General features: G+C 69.1%; 32 protein-coding genes and 4 tRNA genes. 10 read left to right on the top strand and 26 right to left on the bottom strand.

Annotated features, from left to right (window positions below):
- Nucleotides 1–64: 64 nt before the first annotated feature.
- Nucleotides 65–361: a DUF167 domain-containing protein gene (locus E5K04_RS03625; RefSeq protein ID WP_136551545.1), complete on the top strand. Its 297-nt coding sequence runs from the start codon at nt 65–67 to the stop codon at nt 359–361.
- On the opposite strand, the gene E5K04_RS03620 is transcribed toward E5K04_RS03625, so the two are convergent.
- Nucleotides 352–804, bottom strand: coding sequence for an FxsA family protein (locus E5K04_RS03620; RefSeq protein WP_136551544.1), 453 nt, complete (start codon nt 802–804; stop codon nt 352–354). The two genes, E5K04_RS03625 and E5K04_RS03620, sit on opposite strands and share 10 nt — an antisense overlap.
- A 15-nt stretch (nt 805–819) precedes the next feature.
- Here E5K04_RS03620 and cutA point away from each other — a divergent pair, with 15 nt between their 5' ends.
- The 6 genes from cutA (at nt 820) to E5K04_RS03590 (ending at nt 2089) form a co-directional block, all read left to right on the top strand.
- A complete protein-coding gene (gene cutA, locus E5K04_RS03615) occupies nt 820–1149 on the top strand; it encodes a divalent-cation tolerance protein CutA (protein WP_328591018.1) in 330 nt (109 codons plus the stop codon).
- A gap of 164 nt (nt 1150–1313) precedes the next feature.
- Nucleotides 1314–1389 (top strand) — tRNA-Lys (locus E5K04_RS03610).
- A 16-nt stretch (nt 1390–1405) separates the two neighbouring features.
- Nucleotides 1406–1481 (top strand) — tRNA-Lys (locus tag E5K04_RS03605).
- A gap of 21 nt (nt 1482–1502) precedes the next feature.
- Nucleotides 1503–1578: transfer RNA gene (locus tag E5K04_RS03600), tRNA-Lys, on the top strand.
- 22 nt (nt 1579–1600) lie between these two features.
- Nucleotides 1601–1676, top strand: a tRNA-Lys gene (locus tag E5K04_RS03595).
- A 92-nt stretch (nt 1677–1768) separates the two neighbouring features.
- On the top strand, nt 1769–2089 hold the full coding sequence (locus E5K04_RS03590; protein WP_136551543.1) for a hypothetical protein: 321 nt from the start codon (nt 1769–1771) through the stop codon (nt 2087–2089).
- A gap of 4 nt (nt 2090–2093) precedes the next feature.
- On the opposite strand, the gene pyrE is transcribed toward E5K04_RS03590, so the two are convergent.
- Complete coding sequence (gene pyrE, locus E5K04_RS03585) at nt 2094–2738, bottom strand: orotate phosphoribosyltransferase (RefSeq protein WP_136551542.1); 645 nt, start codon at nt 2736–2738, stop codon at nt 2094–2096.
- Between the two features lie 73 nt (nt 2739–2811).
- On the opposite strand from pyrE, the gene E5K04_RS03580 reads away from it, so the two are divergent.
- Both E5K04_RS03580 and E5K04_RS03575 read left to right on the top strand, forming a co-directional pair.
- Nucleotides 2812–3600: an exodeoxyribonuclease III gene (locus tag E5K04_RS03580; protein ID WP_136551541.1), complete on the top strand. Its 789-nt coding sequence runs from the start codon at nt 2812–2814 to the stop codon at nt 3598–3600.
- On the top strand, nt 3588–4193 hold the full coding sequence (locus E5K04_RS03575) for an RBBP9/YdeN family alpha/beta hydrolase (RefSeq protein ID WP_235844242.1): 606 nt from the start codon (nt 3588–3590) through the stop codon (nt 4191–4193). The genes E5K04_RS03580 and E5K04_RS03575 overlap by 13 nt, the downstream gene beginning before the upstream one ends.
- Here the strand turns inward: E5K04_RS03575 and E5K04_RS03570 are convergent.
- From E5K04_RS03570 to E5K04_RS03540, 7 genes are all read right to left on the bottom strand, one after another.
- On the bottom strand, nt 4190–5410 hold the full coding sequence (locus E5K04_RS03570; protein ID WP_136551540.1) for an SAM-dependent methyltransferase: 1221 nt from the start codon (nt 5408–5410) through the stop codon (nt 4190–4192). The two genes, E5K04_RS03575 and E5K04_RS03570, sit on opposite strands and share 4 nt — an antisense overlap.
- Nucleotides 5411–5483: 73 nt before the next feature.
- Nucleotides 5484–6329 carry a sulfurtransferase gene (locus E5K04_RS03565; RefSeq protein ID WP_136551539.1) on the bottom strand — a complete coding sequence of 282 codons (846 nt, stop codon included), beginning with the start codon at nt 6327–6329 and terminating at the stop codon, nt 5484–5486.
- A gap of 69 nt (nt 6330–6398) precedes the next feature.
- Nucleotides 6399–6779 (bottom strand): diacylglycerol kinase, encoded by a 381-nt coding sequence (locus tag E5K04_RS03560; protein ID WP_136551538.1) that lies wholly within the window; start codon nt 6777–6779, stop codon nt 6399–6401.
- Complete coding sequence (locus tag E5K04_RS03555; protein WP_136551537.1) at nt 6776–7810, bottom strand: FAD:protein FMN transferase; 1035 nt, start codon at nt 7808–7810, stop codon at nt 6776–6778. The genes E5K04_RS03560 and E5K04_RS03555 overlap by 4 nt, the downstream gene beginning before the upstream one ends.
- Nucleotides 7807–8754 (bottom strand): glutathione synthase, encoded by a 948-nt coding sequence (gshB, locus tag E5K04_RS03550; RefSeq protein ID WP_136551536.1) that lies wholly within the window; start codon nt 8752–8754, stop codon nt 7807–7809. Before gshB ends, E5K04_RS03555 begins: the two co-directional genes overlap by 4 nt.
- Before the next feature lie 61 nt (nt 8755–8815).
- Nucleotides 8816–10096: a glutamate--cysteine ligase gene (gshA, locus tag E5K04_RS03545; protein WP_136551535.1), complete on the bottom strand. Its 1281-nt coding sequence runs from the start codon at nt 10094–10096 to the stop codon at nt 8816–8818.
- A 60-nt stretch (nt 10097–10156) separates the two neighbouring features.
- Nucleotides 10157–11122: a carbohydrate kinase family protein gene (locus tag E5K04_RS03540; RefSeq protein ID WP_136551534.1), complete on the bottom strand. Its 966-nt coding sequence runs from the start codon at nt 11120–11122 to the stop codon at nt 10157–10159.
- 126 nt (nt 11123–11248) lie between these two features.
- On the opposite strand from E5K04_RS03540, the gene E5K04_RS03535 reads away from it, so the two are divergent.
- Nucleotides 11249–11722 (top strand): TlpA family protein disulfide reductase, encoded by a 474-nt coding sequence (locus E5K04_RS03535; RefSeq protein WP_235844240.1) that lies wholly within the window; start codon nt 11249–11251, stop codon nt 11720–11722.
- A gap of 87 nt (nt 11723–11809) precedes the next feature.
- Here the strand turns inward: E5K04_RS03535 and E5K04_RS03530 are convergent, their stop codons facing one another.
- The 17 genes from E5K04_RS03530 to E5K04_RS03450 form a co-directional block, all read right to left on the bottom strand.
- Nucleotides 11810–13831 carry an NADPH-dependent 2,4-dienoyl-CoA reductase gene (locus E5K04_RS03530; RefSeq protein WP_136551532.1) on the bottom strand — a complete coding sequence of 674 codons (2022 nt, stop codon included), beginning with the start codon at nt 13829–13831 and terminating at the stop codon, nt 11810–11812.
- A gap of 115 nt (nt 13832–13946) precedes the next feature.
- Nucleotides 13947–14249 (bottom strand): P-II family nitrogen regulator, encoded by a 303-nt coding sequence (locus tag E5K04_RS03525; RefSeq protein WP_136551531.1) that lies wholly within the window; start codon nt 14247–14249, stop codon nt 13947–13949.
- Nucleotides 14249–15184, bottom strand: a complete 936-nt coding sequence (locus E5K04_RS03520; RefSeq protein WP_136551530.1) for a sodium-dependent bicarbonate transport family permease — start codon at nt 15182–15184, stop codon at nt 14249–14251. The genes E5K04_RS03525 and E5K04_RS03520 overlap by 1 nt, the downstream gene beginning before the upstream one ends.
- A gap of 75 nt (nt 15185–15259) precedes the next feature.
- Complete coding sequence (locus tag E5K04_RS03515; RefSeq protein WP_136551529.1) at nt 15260–15844, bottom strand: GNAT family N-acetyltransferase; 585 nt, start codon at nt 15842–15844, stop codon at nt 15260–15262.
- 6 nt (nt 15845–15850) lie between these two features.
- Nucleotides 15851–16729, bottom strand: a complete 879-nt coding sequence (locus E5K04_RS03510) for a phosphoribosylaminoimidazolesuccinocarboxamide synthase (protein ID WP_136551528.1) — start codon at nt 16727–16729, stop codon at nt 15851–15853.
- 57 nt (nt 16730–16786) lie between these two features.
- Nucleotides 16787–17926 carry a 5-(carboxyamino)imidazole ribonucleotide synthase gene (locus tag E5K04_RS03505; RefSeq protein WP_136551527.1) on the bottom strand — a complete coding sequence of 380 codons (1140 nt, stop codon included), beginning with the start codon at nt 17924–17926 and terminating at the stop codon, nt 16787–16789.
- Nucleotides 17926–18414 carry a 5-(carboxyamino)imidazole ribonucleotide mutase gene (gene purE, locus E5K04_RS03500; protein WP_136551526.1) on the bottom strand — a complete coding sequence of 163 codons (489 nt, stop codon included), beginning with the start codon at nt 18412–18414 and terminating at the stop codon, nt 17926–17928. The genes E5K04_RS03505 and purE overlap by 1 nt, the downstream gene beginning before the upstream one ends.
- 106 nt (nt 18415–18520) lie before the next feature.
- Nucleotides 18521–19273 (bottom strand): tol-pal system protein YbgF, encoded by a 753-nt coding sequence (gene ybgF, locus E5K04_RS03495; RefSeq protein WP_235844238.1) that lies wholly within the window; start codon nt 19271–19273, stop codon nt 18521–18523.
- 34 nt (nt 19274–19307) lie between these two features.
- Entirely contained in the window at nt 19308–19742 is a 435-nt protein-coding gene (locus E5K04_RS03490) for a hypothetical protein (RefSeq protein ID WP_136551525.1), read from the bottom strand.
- A gap of 84 nt (nt 19743–19826) precedes the next feature.
- On the bottom strand, nt 19827–20318 hold the full coding sequence (gene pal / locus E5K04_RS03485; RefSeq protein WP_235844237.1) for a peptidoglycan-associated lipoprotein Pal: 492 nt from the start codon (nt 20316–20318) through the stop codon (nt 19827–19829).
- Between the two features lie 63 nt (nt 20319–20381).
- Complete coding sequence (gene tolB, locus E5K04_RS03480) at nt 20382–21662, bottom strand: Tol-Pal system beta propeller repeat protein TolB (protein WP_136551523.1); 1281 nt, start codon at nt 21660–21662, stop codon at nt 20382–20384.
- A gap of 18 nt (nt 21663–21680) precedes the next feature.
- Nucleotides 21681–22550, bottom strand: a complete 870-nt coding sequence (locus E5K04_RS03475; protein WP_136551522.1) for an energy transducer TonB — start codon at nt 22548–22550, stop codon at nt 21681–21683.
- A gap of 4 nt (nt 22551–22554) precedes the next feature.
- Complete coding sequence (locus E5K04_RS03470) at nt 22555–22956, bottom strand: biopolymer transporter ExbD (RefSeq protein ID WP_136551521.1); 402 nt, start codon at nt 22954–22956, stop codon at nt 22555–22557.
- 53 nt (nt 22957–23009) lie between these two features.
- A complete protein-coding gene (locus E5K04_RS03465) occupies nt 23010–23675 on the bottom strand; it encodes a class I SAM-dependent methyltransferase (RefSeq protein ID WP_136551520.1) in 666 nt (221 codons plus the stop codon).
- Nucleotides 23676–23731: 56 nt separating this feature from the next.
- Nucleotides 23732–23911 carry a DUF3460 family protein gene (locus E5K04_RS03460; protein WP_136551519.1) on the bottom strand — a complete coding sequence of 60 codons (180 nt, stop codon included), beginning with the start codon at nt 23909–23911 and terminating at the stop codon, nt 23732–23734.
- A 62-nt stretch (nt 23912–23973) separates the two neighbouring features.
- The gene (locus E5K04_RS03455) at nt 23974–25725 is read right to left on the bottom strand and encodes a GGDEF domain-containing protein (RefSeq protein WP_235844236.1); all 1752 of its coding nucleotides are present in this window, start codon (nt 25723–25725) and stop codon (nt 23974–23976) included.
- Nucleotides 25726–25788: 63 nt separating this feature from the next.
- Nucleotides 25789–26214, bottom strand: a complete 426-nt coding sequence (locus E5K04_RS03450; protein ID WP_136551518.1) for an Lrp/AsnC family transcriptional regulator — start codon at nt 26212–26214, stop codon at nt 25789–25791.
- Between the last annotated feature and the right edge of the window lie 45 nt (nt 26215–26259).

Raw genomic sequence — 26259 nt, 5'->3', positions numbered from 1 at the left:
GGTGAATGGTTGGATCAGGGATGCACTAAAATACCCGCTTTGTCCCCACCTCGATTTGACGCAGATGAAACCCTGGCTTACGCCGCGCCCCGGCGGCTTCCGGCTGACGCTCTACATCCAGCCCGGCGCCCGCAAGACGGAATGCGCGGGCGAACACGACGGCGCGCTGAAGATCCGCCTGGCGGCGCCGCCGGTCGAAGGCAAGGCCAATACCGCGCTCATCGCGTGGCTGGCCAAGACGCTCGGCGCGGCAAGGCGCGACGTGGCGCTGGTTGCCGGCGACAAGAACCGGCACAAGCTCATCGATGTCGACACCGGGCTTGATGCCAACGAGATCGCGCACCGTCTGGGTTATTTGTGAAGCCTGCGGTCGGGGTCGACCGTCTCGTCGACGCGGGTGTATTCACCCTCGATCGCGCCGTCGCCGGCCGGGCCCGACTGGCCGCCAGCACCGCCGAAGCCGCCGGCCGGCGGCACCTTCAGACTGGGGCCCTTCAGGGGCAGCAGCAACAGCACGGCCAGCACGTCGCTGATGAAGCCGGGGATCAGGAACAGCACGCCGGCGAGCAGGAAGCGCAGCGGCCACAACAGGCCGTACAGCGAGACTTCGCCCGGCTTGCGCAGCACCGCGCCCAGCGTCAGCAGGGCGCCGACTTTCTGGTTGCGCAGCATCAGCACGCCGATCAGCGCGCTGACGACGACCCAGCCGAGCACGAAACCGCCGCCGAAATGGTCGGCCATATAGACAAGGGACGCCACCTCGAGGAAGGGGTAGGCGAGAATCAACAACAGGATTGCGCGCATGAGGCTCCGATACGCATGAAAATAATGTTCGTCATCTGCAACACGCCGGACGAAGTGACCGCCGACCGCATCGCCCGCACGCTCATCGACGAGCGCCTGGCCGCCTGCGTGAACCAGCTGGCCCCCTGCCGCTCGGTCTACCGCTGGCAGGATGCCGTCGAAGAGGCCGTCGAGGTGCCGCTACTGATCAAGACCACCGCCGGCGCGTATCCGGCGCTCGAGGCGAGGTTGCAGGCGCTGCACCCGTACGACGTCCCGGAGATCGTCGCCTGGGAGGCCGCGGCCGGCCTGCCCGCCTACCTTACATGGGTCAGCGGGCAGGTGATTTCAAGCCGCGCGGGCTAAAGCGCTTCGAACGCGGCCAGCCGGCAAGGTTCAGACGGTGACATAAAAAGGCGTCGACCGCAAAACAGCTTGACGCAACTTTGGGCAATCGGTATAGTCTCGATCTCTCTTGATCTGGATTGGCATGTAACTAGCCGATTCGGGACAAGAAGCCCATGCCTTGGGGGTCGTTAGCTCAGCTGGTAGAGCAGCGGACTTTTAATCCGTTGGTCGCAGGTTCGAATCCCGCACGACCCACCACCAAGACCCGGCACGGGGGTCGTTAGCTCAGCTGGTAGAGCAGCGGACTTTTAATCCGTTGGTCGCAGGTTCGAATCCCGCACGACCCACCACAATGCAAGCCCGGTATCCCGGGGTCGTTAGCTCAGCTGGTAGAGCAGCGGACTTTTAATCCGTTGGTCGCAGGTTCGAATCCCGCACGACCCACCATATCCCACCGGCACCCGTTTTCGGGTCGTTAGCTCAGCTGGTAGAGCAGCGGACTTTTAATCCGTTGGTCGCAGGTTCGAATCCCGCACGACCCACCAAGATCAACCCTCCCAGGTTCGCCTGCGGAGGGTTTTTCGTTTGCGCCGGCGGCTGTTAAGCTTGCAGGAATAATACAAGGAACCCTACACGCATGACCCGACCGCTCGCCGCCGCGCTTTTCGCGCTCGCCACCCTGCCCTGCCTTGCCGGCACCAACCAGGCCTTGCTCTCCGCGCAGATGGCGTACCAGCAGGCCGACAGCCAGCACTCGGCCAACCAGAAGCGGCTCGCCGCCGCCCAGGAAGCCCGCCGCATGGCCGAAGCACGCGTGATCGACGCGCAGGCGCTATTGCAAAAAGCGGAGGGTGAACTGGCCGCCGCGCAGGGCGCGGCAGCCGCCAGCGACGCCACGCTCAGGGAAGCGGCCACCCGCCTCGACGCCGCGTGGCAGGCGAAGCAGGCGGCCAACTGAAGGCTCAGGCGTCGACGCCGTAGGTGTCGCGGTAGGCCTTGACCGCCGCGCGGTGCGCCGCGAGCGCCTCGCTACCGTCGATGAAGGTCATCAGGTCTTTCAGGGTGGCGATCGCGACCACCGGCAGGCCGTACTGCTGCGAGACTTCCTGCACCGCGGACAGCGCGCCGGTGCCGCGCTCCATGCGGTCAAGCGCGATGGCGACGCCGGCAGGCTCGGCGCCGGCCTTGCGGATCAGCTCGACCGACTCGCGCACCGAAGTGCCTGCGCTGATCACGTCGTCGATGATCAGCACGCGGCCCTTCAGCGGCGCGCCGACTAGGGTGCCGCCCTCGCCGTGGTCCTTGGCTTCCTTGCGGTTGTACGCGAACGGCACGTTGCGGCCTTCCTCGGCCAGCGCCATCGAGGTGGCGGCGGCGAGGATGATGCCCTTGTACGCCGGCCCGAACAGCATGTCGAACTCGACGCCGGAGGCGAGGATGGACTTCGCGTAGAAACGCGACAGCGCGAGCGTGCTCGCGCCGTCGTTGAACAGGCCCGCGTTGAAGAAATACGGCGACAGACGGCCGGCCTTGGTCACGAACTCACCGAACTTCAGCACTTGCTTGTCGAGTGCGAAACGGATGAAATCCTGGCGGAAATCGCTCATATAAACCCCTCGTTCTGAATTCTATCCACAGCCTTGCGGCCAAACGGCGGCAAGCATACCACGGGAGACCCCCTTGCTCCGCGTCATCAGCGCCAACCTCAACGGCATCCGCTCCGCCGATAAGAAGGGCTTTTTCGACTGGCTGGTCCGCGAACCGGCCGACATCGTCTGCGTGCAGGAACTCAAGGCACAGGCCGGCGACCTCTCCGAGCGCATGCGCGCGCCCGACGGGCTGACCGGCTACTTCCACTACGCGGAAAAGAAGGGCTACAGCGGCGTCGGCGTCTACACCCGCCATGCGCCCGACGCCGTGATCGAAGGCCTGGGTGTCGACTGGATCGACGCCGAGGGCCGCTACCTCAGGCTGGATTTCGGCCGCCTGACCGTGATCTCGCTCTACCTGCCCTCGGGCTCGAGCTCGGACGAGCGCCAGCAGGTGAAGTTCGACTTCCTCGACGTGTTCCTGCCCCACCTCACCCAGTTGATCGCCGAGGGTCGCGACGTGGTGATCTGCGGCGACTGGAATATCGCGCACAACGAGATCGACCTGAAGAACTGGAAGGGCAACCTGAAGAATTCGGGCTTCCTGCCCGAGGAGCGCGCGTGGATCGGCGAGTTGTTCAGCCACGTCGGCTGGCGCGACGTGTGGCGCACGCTGCACCCGGACACGCCCGGCTACACCTGGTGGAGCAACCGCGGCCAGGCCTACGCAAAGGACGTCGGCTGGCGGATCGACTACCACGTGGTCTCGCCGTCGATGATGGACAAGGCGCGCGCGGCCAGCGTGTACAAGGGCGAGAAGTTCTCCGACCACGCGCCCTTGATCGTCGACTACGAATACACGCTGCCATGTTCGGCCTGATCGAAGACGACGAGGTGTTCCTCGTCACCGCACCTGGCTGGGGCAGTTCGGGCGCGCAGCACTGGCAGACGCGCTGGGAGAAGGGCTACCCGCTCGCCTGCCGCGCCGAAATGCCCGACTGGTTCGCCCCCGAGCGCGCAGCGTGGCTCGCGGCGCTCACCGCCACCATCGCTGCCAGCCCGGGGCGGGTGGTGGTCGCCGCGCACAGCCTTGGCTGCCACACGGCCGTCGACTGGGTGCTGTCGCTCCCGCTTGCCGAGCGCAGGCGCGCGCACGGCCTGTTGCTGGTCGCGCCGCCCGCGCTGCCGATCCTGGACGAGGCCGCCTCGGACGCCGGGGTGGTGCCCGCCGGCACCCCCTTGATGCCTTTCAGCGGTTTTGACGCGCCGCGCCTGCAGCGCCTGCCTTGCCCGGCCATCGTCGTCGCCAGCCGCAACGACCCGTTCTGCCCGTTCGCCGAGGCTACCGCCATGGCCGGGCACTGGGGCGCGCGCCTGATCGACGCGGGCGAAGCCGGGCATCTGGGCGACACCGCCGGGCTCGGCGCCTGGCCGGCCGGCCAGAAGCTGCTGCAGCAGCTGATACTGGGTTAGCCCGGCGAATCGGCGGCCCCCGCCCAGCTTAGCGGCGCGCCGCCACCGTACAGATAGCCCCAGTCGCGCGGCAGGGTGTTGTTGTTGCCCTTGGAGGCCAGCAACTGGTGGATGTCGAGGTCGCCCGCGCGGAAGGCGGCCGACGAGCCGCGCAGGTACATGGTCCACATGCGCTCGAAACGCGTGTCGAACATCGCGAGCACCTGCGGCGTCACCGCCTTGTAGCGGCGCAGCCAGCACTGCAGGGTCTGCGCGTAGTGCAGGCGCAGGCTCTCCATGTGCACGAGCTGGAAGCGGTGCGCCGGCAGCGCCGACACCAGCGTCTCCGGCGCCGGGATGTAGCCGCCGGGGAAGATGTACTTCTCTATCCACGGGTTGGTCTCGCGCGTCTCCGGCCCGGTGATGGTGTGCAGCAGCATCAGCCCGCCGTCCTCCAGCACCTCGCTTGCGCGCGCGAAGAAGTCACCGTGGTGGCCGCGGCCGACATGCTCGAACATGCCGACGCTGACCACCCGGTCGAAACGCTCGACGTTGCCGTCGAGGTCGAGGTAGTCCTGCAGGCGGATGTCGACGCGGTCGGCAAGCCCGGCTGCCGCGACCCGGTCGCAGGCCCCCGTACATTGCTCGGCCGACAGCGTGATGCCGACCACCCGCGCGCCGCGGCGTGCGGCGGCGATCGCCATCTCGCCCCAACCGCAGCCGATGTCGAGCAGGCGGGTGCCTGCGCCGACCCCCAGCTTGTCCAGGCACAGCGCGACCTTGTTGCGCTGCGCGGTCTCCAGCGTGTCGTCCGGCGTGCGGAAGTACGCGCAAGAGTAGGTCAGCGTCTCGTCCAGCCACAGCCGGTAGAAGTCATTGCCGATATCGTAGTGGTGGCGCACGTTGCGGCTTTGCCGCTCGCGCCGCGCGGCGAGCTTCTCGCCCAGCCAGCCCAGCGCCTTGCCGGTGCCGCGCCCCATCAGCGTGGCGGAGCCGGCGACCAGCGTGGAGAGCAGCGCGTCCCACGAGCCGTCGATCTCGAGCGTGCCGTCCATATAGCATTCGCCCAGATAGACGACCGGCTCGTCCGGCGCGCCGTCGGGTTCGCGCGTGAAGCGCAGCGTGAAAGCGGGCTCGCCCTGCCCGTAGAGGATATGGTCGCCGTCCCAGTACGCGACGGCGAACGGCCGCGGCCCGTTAAGCCCGGCGAACAAGGACCGCAACAAGGTCTTGAGCATGCCTGCCTCCGTGGTCTACACCTGCATCCATACGGGATAGGCGAAACCGCGCGGAATGCAAAGCCGGTGCGCGTCAGCCCGCCTCGACGGGGCGGCCCGGATCGCTGCACCATTCGCTCCACGACCCCGGGTACAGCCGGCCACCGGGCAGCCCCGCGTGCGCCAGCGCGAGCAGGTTGTGGCAGGCGGTCACCCCGCTGCCGCACTGGTGGACGACGGCCTCGGCCGGCACGCCGGCAAACAGCTGCCGCCACTCGGCTGCGAGCGTTTCCGGCGCCTTGAAGCGGCCGTCGGCGTCAAGGTTCTGCATGAACGGCCGGTTGCGCGCGCCGGGGATATGGCCGGCAACCGGGTCGATGGTCTCGTTCTGCCCGGCGAAGCGGTCGGCGCCGCGCGCGTCGACCACTACGAAGGCAGGCGCGGCGAGGTTGTCCAGCACCGCGGCACACGACACCGTCCCCTCCAGCGGTGCGCGCCGGCTGAACACGGCGCGTTGCGCCGCCGGTTCCCCTGTTTCGAGCGCACCGCCCGCCGCCAGCCAGGTGGCGACGCCGCCGTCGAGCACCGCGACCTCGGCGTGGCCCATGAGGCGCAGGAGCCACCACGCGCGCGCGGCGAACATGCCGCCGGCGTCGTCGTAGGCGACCACCTGCTGCCCGTCGCCGACGCCAAGCGCGGCGAGGCGCGCGGCGAGCGTGGCCAGCTCGGGCAGCGGGTGGCGGCCGTTACGGCCGGTCTTGCTGCCGGAGAGGTCGTCATCGAGGTGCAGGTAGTGCGCGCCGGGCAGGTGGCCATCTGCGTACGCGCGCGCACCGTAGCCCGGGTCGGCCAGCTGGAAGCGGCAGTCGAGCAGCAGCGCCGGGGTGGCACCGGCCTGCAGGACGAGCAGGTCAGCGCCGCTGATCAGGGTCTGGTACATGGGCAAACTCCTCTTGGATCGGTCACGGTCAGCCTAAGCCGCCCGCCATGCCGATGGCAAGAGCCGCGTTCAGCCCAAGAGGATCAGCCCCCACACGGCGGCGACGATGGCGAGGCCGGTCAGCTGGGCGGCGCTGCCCATGTCCTTGGCGCGGCCGGCCAGCGGGTGGCGCTCGAGCGAGGTGTGGTCGACCGCCGCCTCGATCGCCGAATTGAACAGCTCGATCACCAGCGTCAGCAGCACGCTGGCGACCATCAGCGCGCGCTCGGCCCGGCTGACGTCAAACACGAAGGCCGCCGGCAACAGCACCAGCGCGAGCAGGGCGAGCTGGCGGAACGCGGCCTCGTGGCGGAAGGCGGCGGCATAGCCCGCGAGCGAGTAGCCGAAGGCGTTGATCAGGCGGCGCACGCCGCTTTTGCCCTTGAACGGGCTGGTGGAGTCGGACTTCATGGTTGTTCCAGCGTATGGACGACGGCGGGTTTGACCAGCCAGTGGATGCGGCGCGCGAAGGAAGGCGACAGCCAGGCTTCGCCGGCACCGTCGACCAGCAGGATATCACGCACGCCCATGCGCCGGGCGTAGCCTGCCGCCTGCTTCGGCCCGGCAAAATAGAGCGGCTTGCTCGCCGCGTCCGACTTCAAGCCGGCGCCCGCGCCCGACGCGAGCACGGTCGCCGCCTGCAGCGCGCAGCCGGTATTGCCGTCGCGCGGGTCGACCAGATGGCAATGCCGGGCGCCGCCCACCTCGAAGTAGCGCTGGTAGTCGCCCGAGGTACCGATCGCCTCGCCGTCGGAGAGCTCGACGCTGGCCATCGCCTCGTTGCGGCGCGGGTGGCGGATGCCGACCGTCCACGGCGAACCGTCGGCCTTCTGCCCCAGCGCGATCACGTTGCCGCCGATATTGACGAGCGCCGAGCGCACGCCGGCCGCCTTGAGGCGCGCGTACGCGCGCTCGAGCGCCCAGCCCTTGGCGACGCCGCCCAAGTCGAGCGCGACCTGCGGCTTGCTGCTGGTGATGCGCCCGCCCTGCACGGTGACGTCTGAGAGGCGCGGTTTGGCGCCGACCAGCGCGGCAAGCTCGGCGGCGCCTGGCGTGACCGGCGCGTAATTGTCGGCGTGAAAGCCCCACAACCTGACCAGGCGGCCGATCGCCGGCGAGAAGAGCCCGTCGGACGCCGCCTCAAGCGCGCGCGAGCGCACAAGCAGGTCGGCGAGGTCGGCGCTCACCGGCGCCGGCTCGCCGCGCGCGAACGCGTCGTTGATCGCAACGATTTCGGAACCCGGCTGCCACGCGTGCAGCCGCTTGTGCAGCGCGTCGAGGTCGGCGAGCACGCTGCCGACCGCACGGCGCGCGTCGGCCTCGGGCACGCCGTCGACCGTCACCTCGATGCGGGTGCCGAAGGCGTACGCCTCCTGCCGGTACGGCTCGCGCGCGCCGCACGCCGACAGCAACAAGAGCGCGGCGAGCGCCAGCGCCCTCATGCGCCGGCGCAGGCGCGCTCCAGCGCGTCGATATACAGGCCGGCCACATCGAGGCCGGTCTGGTCCATGATCTCGCGGAAACAGGTCGGGCTCGTCACGTTGACCTCGGTCAGGTAGTCGCCGATCACGTCGAGCCCGGCCAGCAGGATGCCGCGGCGCTTGAGCTCGGGGCCGACCGCCTCGGCGATCGCGCGGTCGCGCGCCGACAAGGGGCGCGCCTCGCCACGGCCGCCGGCGGCGAGGTTGCCGCGCGTCTCGCCGACCGCCGGGATGCGCGCGAGGCAGTAGTCGACCGGCACGCCGTCGATCACCAGCACGCGCTTGTCGCCGTCGCGGATCTCGGGGATGTAGCGCTGCGCCATCACCGTGCGCGTGTCGTGGCCGGTGATGGTCTCCAGGATCACGTTGAGGTTGGCGTCGTCCGGGCGCAGGCGGAAGATGCCGGCGCCACCCATGCCGTCCAGCGGCTTGACGATCACGTCCAGGTGCTGGCGCACGAAGGCCTTGATGCGGGACGCGCTGCTGGTGACCAGCGTCGGCGCGGTCCACTCGGCAAACTTGAGGATAGCGAGCTTCTCGTTGAAGTCGCGCAGCGCCTGCCCGCTGGTGAACACCCTCACGCCCTGCTGCTCGGCCAGCGTGAAGAGCTGGGTCGCGTACAGGTACTCGAGGTCGAACGGCGGGTCCTTGCGCATCACCACGCAGTTGAACGCGGACAGCGGCAGCCGCTGTGCCGGCTCCTTGCGGAACCACGCCGTCTCCTCGCCGGTCAGGGTGACGCTGCTGGCGTCGACCAGCACGCGGCCGCCCTCGACAGACAGGTCGCCCGCCTCGGCAAACGAGAAGGCATGCCCGCGCGCGTGCGCGGCCTCCATCATCGCGAAGGTGGTGTCCTTGTAGGTTTTGAAGGTCTCGAGCGGGTCAGCGATGAACAGGATGCGCATGTCAGGTCTCGCAATAGGGAGCACGGGCCGGCGCCATGGCCGGCCGCAGGGTTGGGGCGCCTCAGGCGTCCGGGTCGGTCGCCTCGAGTTCGAGCGCCGCGGCCAACAGCGCGAGGCGGGCGATCACGCCGTAGGCGTAGAAGCGGTTGGGCGGGCAATCGGGCGCGCCCTGCTTGTCCGGCAGGCACGGACACTCGAAGGTCAGCGGCACGAAGTGCATGCCCGGTGCGTTGAGGTTCTCGTCGATGCCGCGGCCGGTATGCACGCGGTAGAAGCCGCCGATCACGTAGCGGTCCATCATGTAGACCACCGGCTCGGCGACCGCCTCGTTGACCGTCTCGAAGGTGTACACGCCTTCTTGCACGATGACCTCGGAGACTTCCAGCCCTTCCTTCACCACCGACATCTTGTTGCGCGCCTTGCGGTTGAGGCCGATCACCTCCTCGCCCTTCTTCACGCTCATCACGCCCATGCCGTAGGTGCCGGCGTCGGCCTTGACGATCACGAAGGGTTCCTGCTCGATGCCGTGCTCGGCGTACTTGGCGCGGATCTTCGCCAGCATCCCGTCGACGGTCGCCGCCAGCGCCTCCTCGCCCTGGCGCGAGTGGAAGTCGAGGCCGGAGCACTGCTCGAAATAGGGGTTGATCGTCCACGGGTCGATCGAGATCAGCTCGGCGAACTCGCTCGCGACCTCGTCGTACGCGGCGAAGTGGTTGGACTTGCGGCGCACCGCCCAGCCCGCGTGCAAGGGCGGCAACAGCGACTGCTCGAGGTTTTCCAACAGCGGCGGGATGCCGGCCGACAGGTCGTTGTTGAGCAGCACGACGCAGGGGTCGAAACCGTCCGCGAGCTTCAGGCGGTTGCCCGCGCGCACGATGGGCTCGACGGTCAGCGTGCCGCCGCTGGCGGTGGCCAGCTCGGCGGGCGCGGTCACTTCAGGGTTCAGCGTGCCGACGCGCACCTTGAGGCCGGCCTGCTCGAAGATATGCACCAGCGTCGCGACGTTCTGCAGGTAGTAGGTATTGCGGGTGTGGTTCTCTGGGATCAGCAGCAGGCTGCGCGCCTCCGGGCACACCTTGTCGACCGCGCTTTGCGCGGCCTGCACCGCCAGCGGCAGGAACTCCGGGTTCAGGTTGTTGAAGCCGCCGGGAAACAGGTTCATGTCGACCGGTGCCAGCTTGAAGCCGCTGTTCCTCAGATCCACCGAGCCGTAGAACGGGGTCGCATGCTGGTTCCAGCGGGTCCTGAACCAGTGCTCGATCTGCGGCTGCGCGGCGAGGATGCGGCGCTCAAGTTCGAGCAGGGGCCCCTGCAAGGCGGTGGTCAGATGCGGTACGGGCATGGCTTTACCATCGATCAGTCATTTGTAATCTTGTGATGATGGGGACGCCGGCCGCGCACTTCAAGCGCCGGCCATCCCCTGCGGCAGCGGCAGGGCCTCGCCGTAACTCGCGAGGTACAGCTCGGAGAGCCTGCCCCAGTCGAAGAAATGGTTCTGCGGGCCGTTGCTGGTGACCTTGATCGCGCCGATCACGTTGGCGAGCCGCCCGGTCACCCGCCAGTCGAGGCCGTGGCGGATGCCGTACAGAAGGCCGGCGCGGAAGGCGTCGCCGCAGCCCATCGGGTCGATCGGCGGCGCGTCCATCTGCACGCGCGGGATCAGGTGCACGCTGTCGTCGGCGTAGATCTCGGCGCCCTTGGAGCCACGGGTGACGATCAGCGCCTTCACCTGTGCGCGCAGCATGTCCAGGGTCAGCCCGGCGCGCTCGCGGATCAGCTCGCTCTCGTAGTCGTTGATCGCGAGGTAGCTCGCCATCTCGACGATCTCGCGGATCTCGTCGGCCGACAGCAGCGGCAGCTCCTGGCCCGGGTCGAACACGAAGGGGATGCCCGCCGCGTGAAGTTCGCGCGAGTGCTGCAGGAAGGCCGCGCGCCCGCCCGGCGACAGGATGGCGACGTCGACCGCGTCGGGCACGTCGGCGATATGGTTGCTGTCGCCGTAATTCATCGCGCCGGGGTGGAACGCCATCAGCTGGTTGCCGTCACGGTCGGCGATGCCGAAACATTGCGGGGTATACTGGCCGGGGATCACCTTCACGAAGCGGTCGTCGACGCCGAAGTGCTTCAGGTGCTGGCGGTAGGGCGCGAAGTCCTCGCCGACCGCGCCCATCAGGATGGGCTTCTCGCCGAGCATGGCGAGGCTGTACGCGATATTGCCGGCCGGCCCGCCGAACTCGCGGCGCATGGTCGGCGCGAGGAAGGTGGTCGAGATCTTGTGCAACTGGTCGGGCAGGATCTGGCTGTCGAAGCGGTCTTCGAACGAAAACAGGGTATCGTAGGCGATCGCCCCGCAGACTAGGATGGCCATGCTCACTCCGCAGCAAAATCAATCGGCGATTCTAACACGACAGCTTTGGCCGGCCAGACGGGCCGGTGCGCCGACACTCCCGTATAGGACAAGATAGTCACCATGGTTGGAAAAACGAAACGATTGTTGCCACTGGCAATCCTGCTGTCTTCGCTGCTGGCGCTCGCTGCCCCCGCCGCGCACGCGTCGGCGCTGACCGGCACGCCGTTCGCCACCCTTGCAGGGAAGACGCAGACGCTCGCCGACTACCGCGGCAAGGTTGTCGTGGTGAATTTCTGGGCGAGCTGGTGCGCGCCTTGCCGCGAGGAAATGCCGCTGCTCGAGCGGCTGCGCGGTCGCTGGCAGGGCAAAGGCGGCGAAGTGGTCGGCATCGCGCTGGAAGACGCCAAGAGCGCGGCGGCGATGGCGCGCACGCTGGGCGTGCGCTACCCGATCCTGGTCGGCAACGCCGACACCCTCGCGCTGATGCGCTCCCTGGGCAACCAGGCGGGCGGCCTGCCGTTCACGGTGGTACTCGACCGCGAGGGCCGCGTGGTCGCGCGCTTGACCGGCAAGCTCTCCGAGCAGAACCTCAGGGACGCGGTCGAACCGAGGCTGTAAACCGCGGCAGCAGGATAAAGACAAGCCCTGCGTACGGTGCACGCAGGGCTTGTTGCCTGTGAGGCGGGCAAGGCCCGCCGTTCGGGGTCAGATCGACGCGGCGAGGCGGCTGCCCTGGTCGATCGCGCGCTTGGCGTCGAGTTCGGCGGCCACGTCCGCGCCGCCGATCAGGTGCACGGTCTTGCCGGCCGCCTGCAGCGGCGCCTGCAGTTCGCGCAGCGGGTCCTGGCCGGCGCAAATGATCACGTTGTCGACCGGCAGCGTCTGCGTCTCGCCCTTGATGGTGACGGTCAGGCCGGCGTCGTCGATGCGCTCGTACTGCACGCCCGACACCATGTTCACCCGCTTCATTTTCAGGCTCTCGCGGTGGATCCAGCCGGTGGTCTTGCCCAGCCCCTCGCCGACCTTGCTGCTCTTGCGCTGCAACAGCCACACCTCGCGCGGGCTCGCGTGCGGCTGCGGGCCGCTAGCGGCCAGGCCGCCGGCGCTCTGGCCACTCATGTCGACGCCCCACTCCTGCATGAACGCTTCGACATCCAGCGAGGTCGACCCGCCCTGCTGGGTCAGGAACTCGGCGGTGTCAAAACCGATGCCGCCGGCGCCGATGATCGCGACGCGTGCGCCGACCGGCTTGCCGTATTTGAGCACGTCGAGGTAGGACAGCACCTTCGGGTGGGCTATGCCGGGGATCGCTGGCAGGCGCGGCGCGATGCCGGTGGCGAGCACCACTTCGTCGAAGCCCGCGAGCGCGTCCGCGTCGACGCGCTGGTCAAGCTTCAGCGTGACGCCGGTTTCCTCGATGCGACGCGCGAAGTAGCGCAGCGTCTCGTAGAACTCCTCCTTGCCCGGGATCTTCTTGGCGACGTTGAACTGGCCGCCGATCTCGCCGGCGGCGTCGAACAGCGTCACCGCGTGGCCGCGCTCGGCGGCGACGGTGGCGAAGGCGAGGCCGGCCGGGCCGGCACCGACCACCGCCAGCTTCTTCGGCGCCGTCGTCGGCAGGTAGTTGAGCTCGGTCTCGCGGCAGGCGCGCGGGTTCACCAGGCAGCTGGTCAGCTTGCCCTGGAAGATATGGTCGAGGCAGGCCTGGTTGCAGCCGATACAGGTGTTGATCGCGTCGGCACGGCCCTCGGCGGCCTTGTTGACGAAGTCCGGGTCGGCCAGGAACGGCCGCGCCATCGACACCATGTCGGCGCAACCGTCGGCGAGCACCGCCTCGGCGACGTCCGGCGTGTTGATGCGGTTGGTGGTCACCAGCGGGATCTTCACCTTGCCCATCAGGCGGCGGGTCACCCACGCGAAGCCGGCGCGCGGCACCATGGTCGCGATGGTCGGCACCCGCGCCTCGTGCCAGCCGATGCCGGTGTTGATGATGGTCGCGCCGGCCGCCTCGATCGCGAGTGCGAGCGCTTCGACCTCGTCCCAGGTGCTGCCGTCGTTCACCAGGTCGAGCATCGACAGGCGGTAGATGATGATGAAGTCGTCGCCGACCGCGCGGCGCACCGCTTTCACGGTCTCCACCGCGAAGCGGCTGCGGTTCTCGAAGCTGCCGCCCCACTCGTCGGTGCGGCGGTTGGTGTGGCGCACGAGGAACTGGTTGATCAGGTAGCCTTCCGACCCCATCACCTCGACGCCGTCGTAGCCGGCCAGCCGCGCGAGGCGCGCGCACTCGGCGAAGTCGGCGATGGTGCGCAGGATATCGTCGCCCGACAACTCGCGCGGACGGTAGAAGTTGATCGGCGCGCAGATCGGCGAGGCCGACACCAGGTTCTCCTGGAAGGAGTAGCGGCCGGTGTGCAGGATCTGCAGCGCGATCTTGCCGCCGGCCTCGTGCACCGCGTCGGTGACGATGCGGTGGTGTGCCACCTCGGCCTCGTCGTTGAGGATGGACGCACCCGGCGCGACACGGCCTTCCTCGTTAGGACCGACGCCGCCGGTGACGATCAGGCCGACCCCGCCACGCGCCCGCTCCGCGTAGAACGCGGCCATCTTCTCGAAGCCGTGCTCCGACTCCTCGAGGCCGGTGTGCATCGACCCCATCAGCACACGGTTCTTCAACGTGGTAAAGCCCAGGTCAAGCGGGGCGAGCAGGTGCGGGTAAGCGTTCATTGCGGCGTCCTCGTGTCGGCAAGTATCGGTTTTTTCTGTAAATCCCCTGCCGGCGACGATACTTACCAGTCAGTAAGTTGTCAACGCAAATGCATAAACAGCGGCCGCACCCGTGTCAGAAGCGCTCGGGCCGCATCACGCCGACGTCGCTGACGTAGAGCACCAGTCCGTAGTCGCGCGCGTAGCGCTCGGCGACGTGGCTGGCGATCGCGTCGGCGACCGCGTCGTCGCAGATCACCTCGACACGGATATTGCGGTCGAAGCTCCAGGTGCCGTGCTTGCTGCCGTGCAGGCCGCCGCCGCGCGCGTCGGTGACGGTGTGGCCGTGCGCGCCCAGCCGGCGCACGTCGCGCGACAGGCGCTCCTCGAGCACCGCCTCGCAGACGATGGTCAGCAGTTTCTTGTGGTGATATTCCATCAGACCCCCCAGAAGACGCGGGTGAACGACCAGTACAGCGGGATGCCGACGATCAGGTTGAACGGGAAGGTCAGCCCCAGGCTCGCCGCCAGCGACAGCGCCGGGTTCGCCTCGGGCACCGCGATGCGCATCGCCGCCGGCGCGGCGATGTAGCTGGCCGACGCGGCGAGCACCGAGAGCAGCAGCGCGCCGCCGGCGGACAGGCCGAGCAGCGCGGCGGTGCCCAGGCCCGCCAGCGCGAACACAGGCGGCGCCGCCAGCGCGACTACGGCGATGAACGCGCCGGTGTGCCGCAGTTCCCCCAGCCGCGCGGCGGTCAACAGACCCATCTCCAGCAGGAACAAGGACAGCAGCGGCTTGAACAGGTCAATATACAGCGGCGACAGCTTCTGCATGCCCGCCTCGCCGATCGCCCAGCCGATCAGCAGGCCGCCGGCGAGCAGCACCATGCTCTTGCCCAGCAGCACCTCGTGCGCGAGGCGCCCCCACTCGACGCGGCGCTGCCCTCCGCAACGCGCGAGTAGCACGCCGACGATCAGCGCCGGCATCTCCATCACCGCGAGGAACAGCGTGAGCTTGGGTTCCCAACTCACACCCTGGCGGGCGAGGAAGCTGACCGCGACCGCGAAGGTGACCACGCTGACCGAGCCGTAGTGCGCGGCGACCGCCGCCGCGTCGGCGCGCGCGAGTTTCAGGCGCAGCAAGGCAAAGGCAGCGACCGTCAGCGCGGCGCCGAGCAGCACCACCGCGCCGACTTCGAGCGCGAGCGCGGGCGACGCGAACTTGGCGAGCGCGACGCCGCCCTTGAGGCCGATCGCGAGCAACAGGTAGACCGACAGGCTTTCATAGAGCGCGGCCGGCAGCTTGAGGTCGGCGCGGGCGAGCCCGGCGCCCAGGCCGAGCAGGAAGAAGAGGACGACGGGATCTAGCGGCATGGCAGCACGTTTGCATGAAGACGCCGCCATCATATCGGAAAGGGCTGGCCGGCCAAACCCTGCTGCGGGCAGGGTTCAGGCGCCGAACGGCGCGGGGTCGAAGGCGGGGTTGGTCAGCGAGGTCAGCACATGGTCGCGCCACGCGCCGCCGATATACAGGTAGTCGCGGGCGAGGCCCTCGCGGCAGAACCCCAGCCGCTCAAGCACCCGCGCGCTACGCGCATTGTCCGGCTGGTAGTTGGCCTGCAGCCGGTGCAGGCAGAGCGGGCCGAACGCGAAGGCGATCACCTCGGTCAGCGCCTCGTGCATCAGCCCCTGCCCCTGGTGCGCCGCGTCGAGGCTGTAGGCGAGGCAGCCGGCCTGCAGCACGCCGCGCACGATATTGGAGACGTGCACAGCGCCCAACACCCGCGCCGGCGCGCCCGGCAGCGTCAGCAGGTAGGTGAAGCCGCTGCCCTCTTCCCACTCGCGTTCGCGGGCGCGCAGCCGCGCCTGCCAGAACGCCTCGGTGAAGCACTGCGGCGGCGCCATCGGCTCCCAGCGCTCGAGGTGGGCGCGATTGGCGAGCGTGTAGGCAAGGCAAGCGAGGGCGTGCCGCTCGCACGCGGGGACGAGGCGCAGCCTTGCGCCCGTGAGCACCGGCAGCACGTCCCCGCCCATCGCGCCTTAGCCTGCCAGGCGCTCGAGTGCTTCGCGGTACTTGGCCGCGGTCTTCTCGCGCACGTCCAGCGGCACCACCGGCGCCGGCAACTGCTTGTCCCAGCCGGACGCCTCCAGCCAGTCGCGCACGAACTGCTTGTCGAACGACGGCGGGTTGCCGCCCTCGGCGTAGCTGTCGGCCGGCCAGAAGCGGCTGGAGTCGGGCGTCAGCGCCTCGTCCATCAACGTCAGCGTGCCGTTTTCGTCGAGGCCAAACTCGAACTTGGTGTCGCAGATGATGATGCCGCGGGTGGCCGCGAACTCGGCGGCGGTCTTGTAGAGCAGGATGGCGGTGTCGCGCACCTTCTCGGCCAGTTCCGCGCCGACGATCTCGCAGCAGCGCGCGAAGTCGATGTTCTCGTCGTGGTCACCGACCGCCGCCTTGGTCGACGGCGTGAAGATCGGTTCGGGCAGCCTGGACGCCTCCTTGAGGCCCGCCGGCAGTTCGATGCCGCATACGGTGCCCGAGCGCTGGTATTCCTTCCAGCCGGACCCGGCGAGGTAGCCGCGCACCACCGCCTCGATCGGCACCGGCTTCAGGCGCTTGGCGACCACCGCGCGGCCCTCGACCTGCGGCAGGTCTTCGGCCGACACCACGTCTTCCGGCTTGTCGCCGGTCAGGTGGTTGGGGACCACGTCTTTGAGCTTGTCGAACCAGAAGTTGGAGATCGCGGTCAGGATCTGGCCCTTGCCCGGGATCGGGTCGTCGAGGATGACGTCGAACGCCGACAGGCGGTCGGTCGCGATCATCAGCATGCGTTGATCGTCGATCGCGTACAGGTCGCGGACCTTGCCCGCGTAGATCTTGTTCAGGCTCTTGAGGTCGGTCGAGGTGATGCCGGTCATGGTCTTTCCACAAGCAAAGGTAAAAAGGCGGCGCCCGGGGGCCGCCTGCAATCGGTTTTAGAGGGTGTCCTTCAAGGCCTGCGCCTGTTCGAGCGCGGCGTCGGCCGAGTCGGCCATCACGTTGAAGTGGCCCATCTTGCGGCCCTTGCGGGCCTCGCGCTTGCCGTAGAGGTGCAGCTGCGCGTTCGGCGCCTCCATCAGCACCGACCAGTCGGGCTCGCCGCCGTCGTCCTGCCACACGTCGCCCAGCAGGTTGACCATCACCACGGAGGTGAGCAGCGTGGTCTTGCCCGGCAACAGGCCGCACATCGCGCGCACCTGCTGCTGAAACTGGTCGGTCACGCAGGCGGTCAGCGTGTAGTGGCCGGAGTTGTGCGGGCGCGGCGCGATCTCGTTGACGACCAGGGTGTCGTCGGCGAGCACGAAGAATTCGACGGCAAGCACGCCGACGTAGCCCAGCGCGTCGGCAAGCGCGAGCGCCATCGCCTGCGCACGTTCGGCAAGCGCGGGGGCCACGCGCGCCGGCACGATGGATACGTCGAGGATGCCGCCCTCGTGGCGATTCTCGGCGAGCGGGAACACCGCCGACTGCGCGTCGCTCACGCGGGTGACGATGGCCGACACTTCAAGCTTGAGCTCCAGCATTTTCTCGAGCACGCAGGCGACGCCAAGCTCGCCGTACGCGTCGCGCGCCTCGGCCGGCGTCTTCACCCGGACCTGGCCCTTGCCGTCGTAGCCCAGCCGCGCGGTCTTGAGGATGCCCGGCAGGTAAGCCGACAACGCCTCGTCGGAAAAACCGGCGAGCGCGTCCGCACCTTCCAGCGCCAGATACGGCGCAGTCGGCAGGCCGGCCTTGGCGATCCACGCCTTCTCGCTGATGCGGTCCTGCGCGACGGCCACGCAGTCGCCGGACGGCGACACGCGGGTGAGCGCGGAGAGCGCGCGCATCGCGTTTGCGTCGACGTTCTCGAATTCGGTGGTCACCGCGGCGCAGGTTTCGCCCAGCGCCTTGAGCGCGGCCTCGTCGCCGTACGGCGCGCACAGGTGCACGTCGGCGAACTCGGCCGCCGGCGAGAGCGGGTCGGGCTCGAGCACGGTGACACGGTAGCCCATGGTCTTGGCGGCGACGGTGAACATGCGGCCCAACTGGCCGCCGCCGATGATGCCCAGCATCGCGGGCGGCAGGATCGCAGCCATCACTCGACCTCCGGCAGCGTCATCGCGAGCACCGTCTCTTCCTGGCGGCGGCGGAACGCCTTGAGCGCTTCGGCCAGTTCCGGGCGGGTGGTCGCGAGCTGCGCGACGGCAAACAAGGCGGCGTTGGCGGCGCCCGCCTCGCCGATCGCGAAGGTGGCGACCGGGATGCCCTTGGGCATCTGCACGATGGAGAGCAGCGAGTCCTCGCCGCGCAGGTACTTGGACGGCACCGGCACGCCGAGCACCGGCACGTGGGTCTTGGCGGCGAGCATGCCCGGCAGGTGGGCGGCGCCGCCGGCGCCGGCGATGATCGCCTTCAGGCCGCGCGCCTCGGCTTGTTCGGCGTAGGAGAACAGCAGATCGGGCGTGCGGTGCGCCGAGACGACCCGCGTCTCGAAAGCGACGCCGAACTCCTTGAGCACGCGCGCGGCGTGCTGCATCACGTCCCAGTCACTGTTGCTGCCCATCACGATACCGACTTCGATCATGCCGTATTCCGCCTGTCTAGCTGAGATTGAGAGAGCCCGGATTTTACCCGAACGCGGCGCGCGCCCGTTACCATTTATTATCTTGACATCAAGAAACGGCAGGGTTCTACATCGACTTCAGTTGCTGGCGCGCCTTGGCGGCGGCGTCCGAGTTCGGGTAGCGCTTGATCAGCTTCTGCAGCGTCGCGCGCGCCTGGTCGACCTGCTCCAGTTCGCGCTGGGCGTTGGCGACGTTGCGCAGCGCGTCCGGCGCGCGCGCATGGTTGGGGTTCTCTTCGGCGAAGCGGCGCTGGATGTCGATCGCCGCGTCGTACTGGCGAAGCGCGGTATGCGCGACGCCGCGCCAGTAGGTGGCGTCCACCGCCTGCGGCGTAGCGGGGTGCGCGTCGGCGAACGCCTTGAGCTGGACGATGGCACCTGCGAAGTCGCGCGCGCGCAGGGGGGCGAGCGCGGCGTCGTACGCAGCCTGCACCGGGTCGGCGGCGGGTGCGCCGCCAGCGTTTGCCGCGCCCGCCGCAGCCTGCGCCGTGCCGGCCGCGCTGCCGCCCTCGAAGCGGGCGAGGCGCTGGTCGATATCGGCGTACAAGTCATTCTGCCGCTTGGAGAGCTCGCCGATCCGGTACTGCAGCATCTCGTTGTCGCCGCGCAGCTTGGCCACCTCGGCCTGCATCGCGTCGACCTTGCCGACCATTTCCAGCAGACGCTCGTTGCTGATCCGCGACTCGATCTGCGAGAGGCGGGAGGTCGCCTCGCGGTTGACCTGGTCGAGACGGGCACGGGTTTCGTCGAGCTCGGACGTGCTCGCGCAGGCGGCGAGCATAAGCGGTAGCGCGAGCGGGGCCAGACGGCGAATGGACATTCGGTTCTCCACTTGGGGCGGCGGCGCCGCCGGTTCAGGGTTGTGCCACGGGCGGGTAATAGAGCTCGACGGCCGGCTTGTCGCCGGCGGTCGCCGCACCGAAGCTCGGCACGATCTGCGCGGCGCTGGCACCCGCGCCCTGCAGCGCGGCTGCCGCAGCCTGCCGCGCGGCGTCACCGGCACCGTGGCCGCGCAACACCACGCGCTGGCCCGGGTTGGCCTTCAGGCAACGCGCGCTCTCTTCGAGTGCCTTGCGCTCCGCCTCGCTGAACGGATAGAACAGCATGGTCTGCGGCGCGCCCGGGCACGCGGCGGCGCCCAGGCTGATGCCAAGCACCGGGCCGATGCCGCCCATCGCGAGGTCGGGACGGGGCGCCACCGGCTCGAGCGGCGACGCCGACGGGCGGGGCGTGCCCGCACACGCGGCGAGCAACAGGACGGGCAGGGTCAGGGGCAGCAGTCTTGGCATGATGGAATCCTCGGGCAAGGGGCGGGCGCGACGGCACCCACCCTACCCGACCAGCTTAGACAAGCCGCCCGGAAAACCGCCCGCTTAGCGGTAGGCGACGTCGGCGCGGCGGTTCTCGGCAAAGTCCGCCGCGCTCGAGCCTTCGGCGCGCGGCTTCTCCTTGCCGTAGCTGACCGCTTCGAGCTGATCGCCCTTCACGCCGAGCACTTCGAGCGCGTTCTTCACGCTCTCGGCACGGCGCTGGCCGAGCGCGAGGTTGTACTCGCGGCTGCCGCGCGCGTCGGTGTTGCCCTGGATCTGCGCCTGCTGGCCCGGGTTCGCCTTGAGGAACTCGGCGTGCTGCGAGACGCGGGCCTGCTGGTCGGCGCGGATCGCGTTCGAGTCGAAGTCGAAGTACACGCTCTCCTTGGCCAGACGCGCGCGCTCGGCAGCCAGGCGCGCCTCGGCGGCGGCGTCAACCGCCGGCGTGACCGGCGCGGTCACCACCGGCTGCTGTACGGCGGGCGCGGTGTCGGCCGGTGCCGGCGGCTGCGTGCTCGAACACGCGGCCAGCAGCGACGCGATTGCGGAAGCCATCAAAACTCGCTTGAACATGGTAAACCCCCTTGGTCTGAAAAATGGTCGGTGTTGGAACATGCTTTAAGGGCGGGCCGGGCCCCACGCGGGGTCCTGCACCTCGCCGCTGACGGTCCCCAGGCGTACCTTGCTGGTGCCGTCGGGCGAACTCGCCCACAGCACGCTCCTCGCGCCTGCGTCACTCGCAAAGAGCACCATGCGGCCGTTCGGCGCGAAGCTCGGCGACTCGCCGTACACCTCGTCGCTGACCACCCGCGCGTCGTTGCTGGCCAAATCGTGCACCACCACGCGGAAGCGGCCGCCTTCGCGCCGCATATAGGTGAGCTGCTTGCCGTCCGGCGAGAAGCGCGGCGACACGTTGTAGCTGCCCTGCCAGCTGATGCGCTGCGGCTCGCCACCGGTGGCCGGCATCACGTAGACCTGCGGGCCGCCGCTGCGGTCGGACACGAAGGCGATGCGGCTGCCGTCCGGGCTGAAGTCGGGCTCGGTGTCGATCGCGCCCGAGCGGGTCAGCCGCTGCGGCGCGCCGCCGCCAGCGCCGACCAGATAAATCTGCGAATTGCCGCTGGTGGTCAGCACCACCGCCAGCGCCTGCCCGTCCGGGCGCCACGCCGGGGCCGAGTTGCTGCCGCGGTAGTTGGCGAGCACGCGGCGCTGGCCGCTGCCGAGGTCCTGCACCCACACTACCGGCTTGCCGGTCTCGAACGACACGTAGGCGAGGCGGCCACCGTCCGGGCTCCACGCCGGCGAGATGATCGGCTCCTTCGAGCGCAGCACGGTGCGCGCGTTGCGCCCGTCCACATCAGACACCTGCAGCGCGTAGCTGCCGCGCCCTTCCTTCAGCACGTAGGCAATGCGGCTGAGGAAGAAGCTCGGCTCGCCGAACAGCGCGCGGTAGACGGCGTCGGCGATGCGGTGACCAGCGTCGGCGAGCGCGGCGGGCGGCACTTCGTAGCCGCCTTCGGCGAGCACCTTGCGCGGTGCGAGCTGCACCAGCTGGTAGTCGACGCGGGTGAGCCCGCCTGCACCCGTGCTCATGCGCCCGGCGAGCACCGCGTAGGCGCCCAGCGTGCGCCACACCGGCGCGTTCAGTTGGGCGGCGTCGGCAGCGATGGCGCCTGCCGGCACCGGTTTGAGATCGACCATGCCGGTCAGCGCGAGGTCGCCGCGCACGATGCCGGTCAGCGCATCGCCTGCCGCTTCGCCCGCGAACGCCGGCACCGCCAGCGGGTAGCGGTTGGCGCCGCCGCCGACGATGTCGACCGACAGGTCGGCGCGCGCGAAGGCCGCCACCCACAAAAGAAGCAGGCCGGCCAGGCGCCGGCACCACAGGCTGTTCAGCATGCGTGTCCCTTCAAACAATCAGTCGCGCGGCCGGAACCGCAACGTGTATTCGCGGTAGTCGGCGAAGCTCGCACCGGCAGGCAGCGGCGGGAAGCTGCGCGCCTGCCACACCGCGGCCTGCACCGCGTCGTCGTACGCGGCCGACCCGCTCGACTTGATAAGCTTCACCTGGCGCACCTCGAGCGTCGGCAGCAGCGTCACTTTGAGCACCGCCTCCGGGTTGCCGGACAGGCCCGGCGGCACCACCACGTACGGGCGGATGCGCCCGCGCACGCGGTCCAGATAGCCGGCGTCGGCGCCGGCGCGGCCGTTCGGCGAGCCGCCGACCACGCCCTGCTTGCCGCCTTTCTGGCTGACGCTGCCGGCGCCGGGGCCGGCCGGCCCGCCCAGGTCGGACAACAAATCGTCCGCGATATTGCCGCCCTTGGCAGCTGGCGCCTTGCCTGGCGAAGCCTTGGTCGGCGCGGGCTTGGGCTCGGCCTTGGCGGCCTCCGCCTTGGCTGGCGGGCGCTTGGCCGGCGGCTCGGGCGGCGCGGGTTGCGGCTTGGCCAGTGCCGGCGCCTTGGCGTCGGCGAGCTTGACCTTGGCGTCGGCGAGGGGCGGCGCAGGCGGCGGCGGGGCCGGCACGGCGGGCGTCGGCGCCGCTTGCGGCACGGGCGCAGCTTCGGGCGCAGGCGGTGCAGGCTCGGCCGGGGCAACCGGCGCGGGGCGTGCGCCGCCCGGCTTGCCGTCGCCACCGCCGGCGATCAGCTCGACCGACATCGGCGGCGCGCCGGTGAGCTTCACCTCAGGCGCGAACGTCACCAGCAGCAGGCCGGCCACCAGCAGGTGTAGCCCGGCCGACAGCACCAGCGAGCGGCGCGGCGCGCCGCCTGAAACGTGCGCCATGGCCTCAGCCGTCCTGGCGGACGGTCAGCGCGACGCGGCTGACGCCGGCCTGGTACAGCCGGTCGGCGATGGCGACCACCTCGCTGTAGCGGGCGTCGCGCGACGCTGAGATCGCGACCGGGCGGCCGCCGGCGGCCAGCGGCGCGACGGCGGCGACCAGCGCGTCGAGGCTTGCTGCGTCGTGCGACTTGCCGTCGAGCGCCCAGCCGTAGCGGCCGCCGTCGAAGCGGACTTCGACCGGCGAGACGTCGACCTGTGCGGCGCGGCTGACGCTGGGCACCTCGATCACGCCCGGCGAGAACATCGGCGCGGTCACCATGAAAATCACCAGCAACACCAGCATCACGTCGATGTAGGGCACGACGTTCATCTGGTTGATCATGCGGCGGGGTTTACGGTTGAGCATGTTCCAATCATTCCGGATGCAGTACGGGCAGACAAGTGCGCCGCAACAAAAGTTCAGCGGCGGGTCAGCAAGGTGAGGCCGTCACCCACCGGCACCACGCACATCTCGAAGCGTTCGTCGTGCACCAGAGCGGCGTTGAACGCGTGCATCAGCGCGACGCCCGGCGGGTCGCCCGCCTGCGGCGACACCACGCGGCCGGACAGGAACACGTTGTCGACGGCGATGATGCCGCCCGGGCGTACCAGCGTGTGGCAGGCGTCCAGATAAGCGGGGTACGACGGCTTGTCGGCGTCGATGAAGGCGAAATCAAAACGGCCGGCCTCGCCCTCGGCGATCAGCGCCTTAAGCGTATCCAGCGCCGGCCCCATCCTGAGGTCGACGCGGTCGGCGACGCCGGCCTTCTGCCAGTACTCGCGCGCGATGGCGGTGAAGGTCTCGCTGACGTCGCAGGCGGTGACCCGCCCCGCTTCGCCCATCGCCAGCGCGGCGGACAACGCGCTGTAGCCGGTGAACACGCCGACCTCGAGGTAGCGGCGCGCGCCGGTGAGCTTCAGCAGCCAGCGCATCAGCTGGCCCTGCTCGGGCGCGATCTGCATCTTGGCGAGGCGGTGGCCGGCGGTGAAGCTGCGCAGCTCGGCGAGCACCGGGTGCTCGGTCAGGCCGATGTCGAGCAGGTAGGCGTGAAGTTGCGCGTCGAGCGCCACGGTACGGCTGGTCATGACTTCCTTACACAAAAAACAAGACGCCCTGTCGGGCGTCTGGCGTCGACCCGCCCTTACTCGGGCTGGTAGACGTACGGCTTTTGCGGCACCTTCGAGTCGCGGTAACGCGCGAGCGCGTCGAGGTCGACCTGGCGGTCCCACCAGGTCAGGCGCAGTTCGCGCCGCTCGGTGTCGACCTCGGGGTGCTGCTGCAGGAAGCCGTTGATGAAACGGGTGAATTCGGACTGGTACATCGTGATTCTCCTGTTGTTGTGCGGCGATTGTAACCGAATCCGTGCCCCGCGGCAGGCGGCGCTTAAGGCGCCTGCCCGACCCACAGGCTGTTGCCCGGCACAGCCTTGGCGGCCTTCTTCACACAGGCCGCCGCGCGCGCGACTTCGTCGCCGCTGGCGTAGCGCCCCACCGTACACTCGACGACGCCGACCGACACCGACGTCAGCGCGAAGAAGCGCGTCTCGCCGTCGCGCCCGGCGATGCGGAAGCCGCCGGCCGCCACATGCTCGGCGCTGAAGCAGCGGCGCACCTCGCGCTCGAACATCGGCAGCAGCCGCGACAGCCGCGCGTGCCAATCGCCGCTCTCCATCACCACCACGAAGTCGTCGCCGCCGACATGGCCGACGAAGTCGAGCTGAGGGTCGCAGACCTCGACCAGCAGGCGTGCGAGCAGGCAGATCAGCCGGTCGCCCTCGCTGTAGCCGTACAGATCGTTGAACGGCTTGAAATGGTCGAGGTCGGCGTAAGCGACGACGAAGTCGCGCATCGCCTGCAAGCGGCTAGCCACCGCCTCGGTGATCGGCACGTTGCCCGGCAGCCCGGTCAGCGGGTTCGCGTAACGCGCTTCGCTGATCTGCAGCTCGGTAATCTTGCGGATCAGGTCAAAACCGGTCGCCACCCCCAGGTAGCGGCCGTGCTCGGTGACGACGAAACCGTCGATCAGCGCGTTGCGGCCACTGGCGGCGACCCGGGCCGACAGCTCGTGCAAGTCGAGCGAGGCATCGACACACATCGGCTGGCGGTCGGCCAGCGCCGCGCACGGTTTCTTGCCGAACAGCTCGCGGTTGAACGGGCGGGCGAAGCTCTCCAGGAAGGCATGCCGGCGCAGGATGCCGACCGCCTGCCCGTGCTCGACCACCGGGATCGCGAAGAGCTCGGGGTCGGCGATGAAACGCTGGTACGCGTCCTCGCTCGGCGACGCCGGCGACAGCGGGTCGATCCCCACGCACAGCGTGCGCGCGCACAGCGCGCCGGCGACCACCGGCGCCTCCTCTTGCTGCGGCATGAACAGCATCGAGCCTTCGCCCGCTTCCTGCGGTTGCGGCGCCGGCCGGCCGAGCAGGTAGCCTTGGCCGCAGCCCACCCCCAGCCGCTGCAAGAGGCGCAATTCGTGCAGGGTCTCGATGCCCTCGGCGATCAGCTGTGCGCGCGACGCGCGCGCGAGTTCGACCATGCTGCGCACCACCTGCTCCTTGAACGGCTCCTGATGCAGACGGTAGGCGAAATGCTTGTCGAGCTTGACGAACTCGGGCTTGAGCTCGGACCACAGCCTCAGGTTGGAGAAGCCCTCGCCCATGTCGTCCAGCGCGAGACGGAAGCCGTGCGCGCGCAGCCGCTCGATCGCCGCCTTGAGCTCCTGGTAGCCGGCCGACGGCCGAAATTCGGTCAGCTCGATCACCACTCGCGCAGGCTGGAGCGCCAGTTCGGCCATCCGCGCGAGTACCGGTTCGGCGTTGGCGCTCCACGCCATCAGCCCGTCCGGCGTCATGTTGAGGAACAACGTCGCGTCGTCGACGCGCGCGGCAAACGCCTCCAGCACCGAGTCGCGGCACAGCGCGTCGAGCTCGGCCAGCCGTCCGTAGTGCGCGGCTCGCGCGAACAATTCAAGTGGTGATTCGACAAGCGAGCCGCGAGGTCCGCGCACCAGCGCCTCGTAACCGAGCAGCCGGCCGTTGCCGAGGGTGAAGATGGGTTGCAACAGCACGTCGAGGCGGCCGCCGGCGAGTACGGCGTCAAGCTCGGGGCAGCACAGCATGGGGTCGGATAGGCGCACGGACAGTCCTCTTGGAATTTCCGCAAATCTACCGAATCACCGTGACATTTTTATAAAGACAGCCTAGGTGAGCTTGTACGACTGCAGGTGGATCGACGTCTCGGTCGCGCTGATCCCCTTGATCAGGCGGATGCGCTCCATCACCCGCGCAAGTTCGGCAAGGTTTTGCGCGACCAGCTCGGCCAGCAGGTCCCAGCGGCCATTGGTGTCGTGCAGCGCGCTGACGCCGGGCTCGCCCAGCAGGATGGCCAGCACCTGCCGGGTCTGGTTGCCCTCGATGGCGATGCTCATCCACGCGCGGATCTCGTCCGGCCGGGCGTCCGGGCGCAGTTGCAGCGCGTAGCCGACGATCACCCCGCTGTCCTCGAGGCGGGCGAGGCGGTTGGCGACGGTGCCGCGCGAGACGCCGAGCTTGCGCGCGAGCGTCGCCGTCGGCAGGCGGGCGTTGGCCCTGAGCAGGGCCAGTAATTGCTGGTCGAGTGCGTCCATGCTGGACATTCTGCCAAACAATACTGGCGAAACGCCAATTTCCTG

Origin of the sequence: Crenobacter intestini, assembly GCF_004919095.1 — a bacterium.
GTDB lineage: Bacteria > Pseudomonadota > Gammaproteobacteria > Burkholderiales > Chromobacteriaceae > Craterilacuibacter > Craterilacuibacter intestini.
This window is presented reverse-complemented; position numbering and strand designations above follow the sequence as displayed.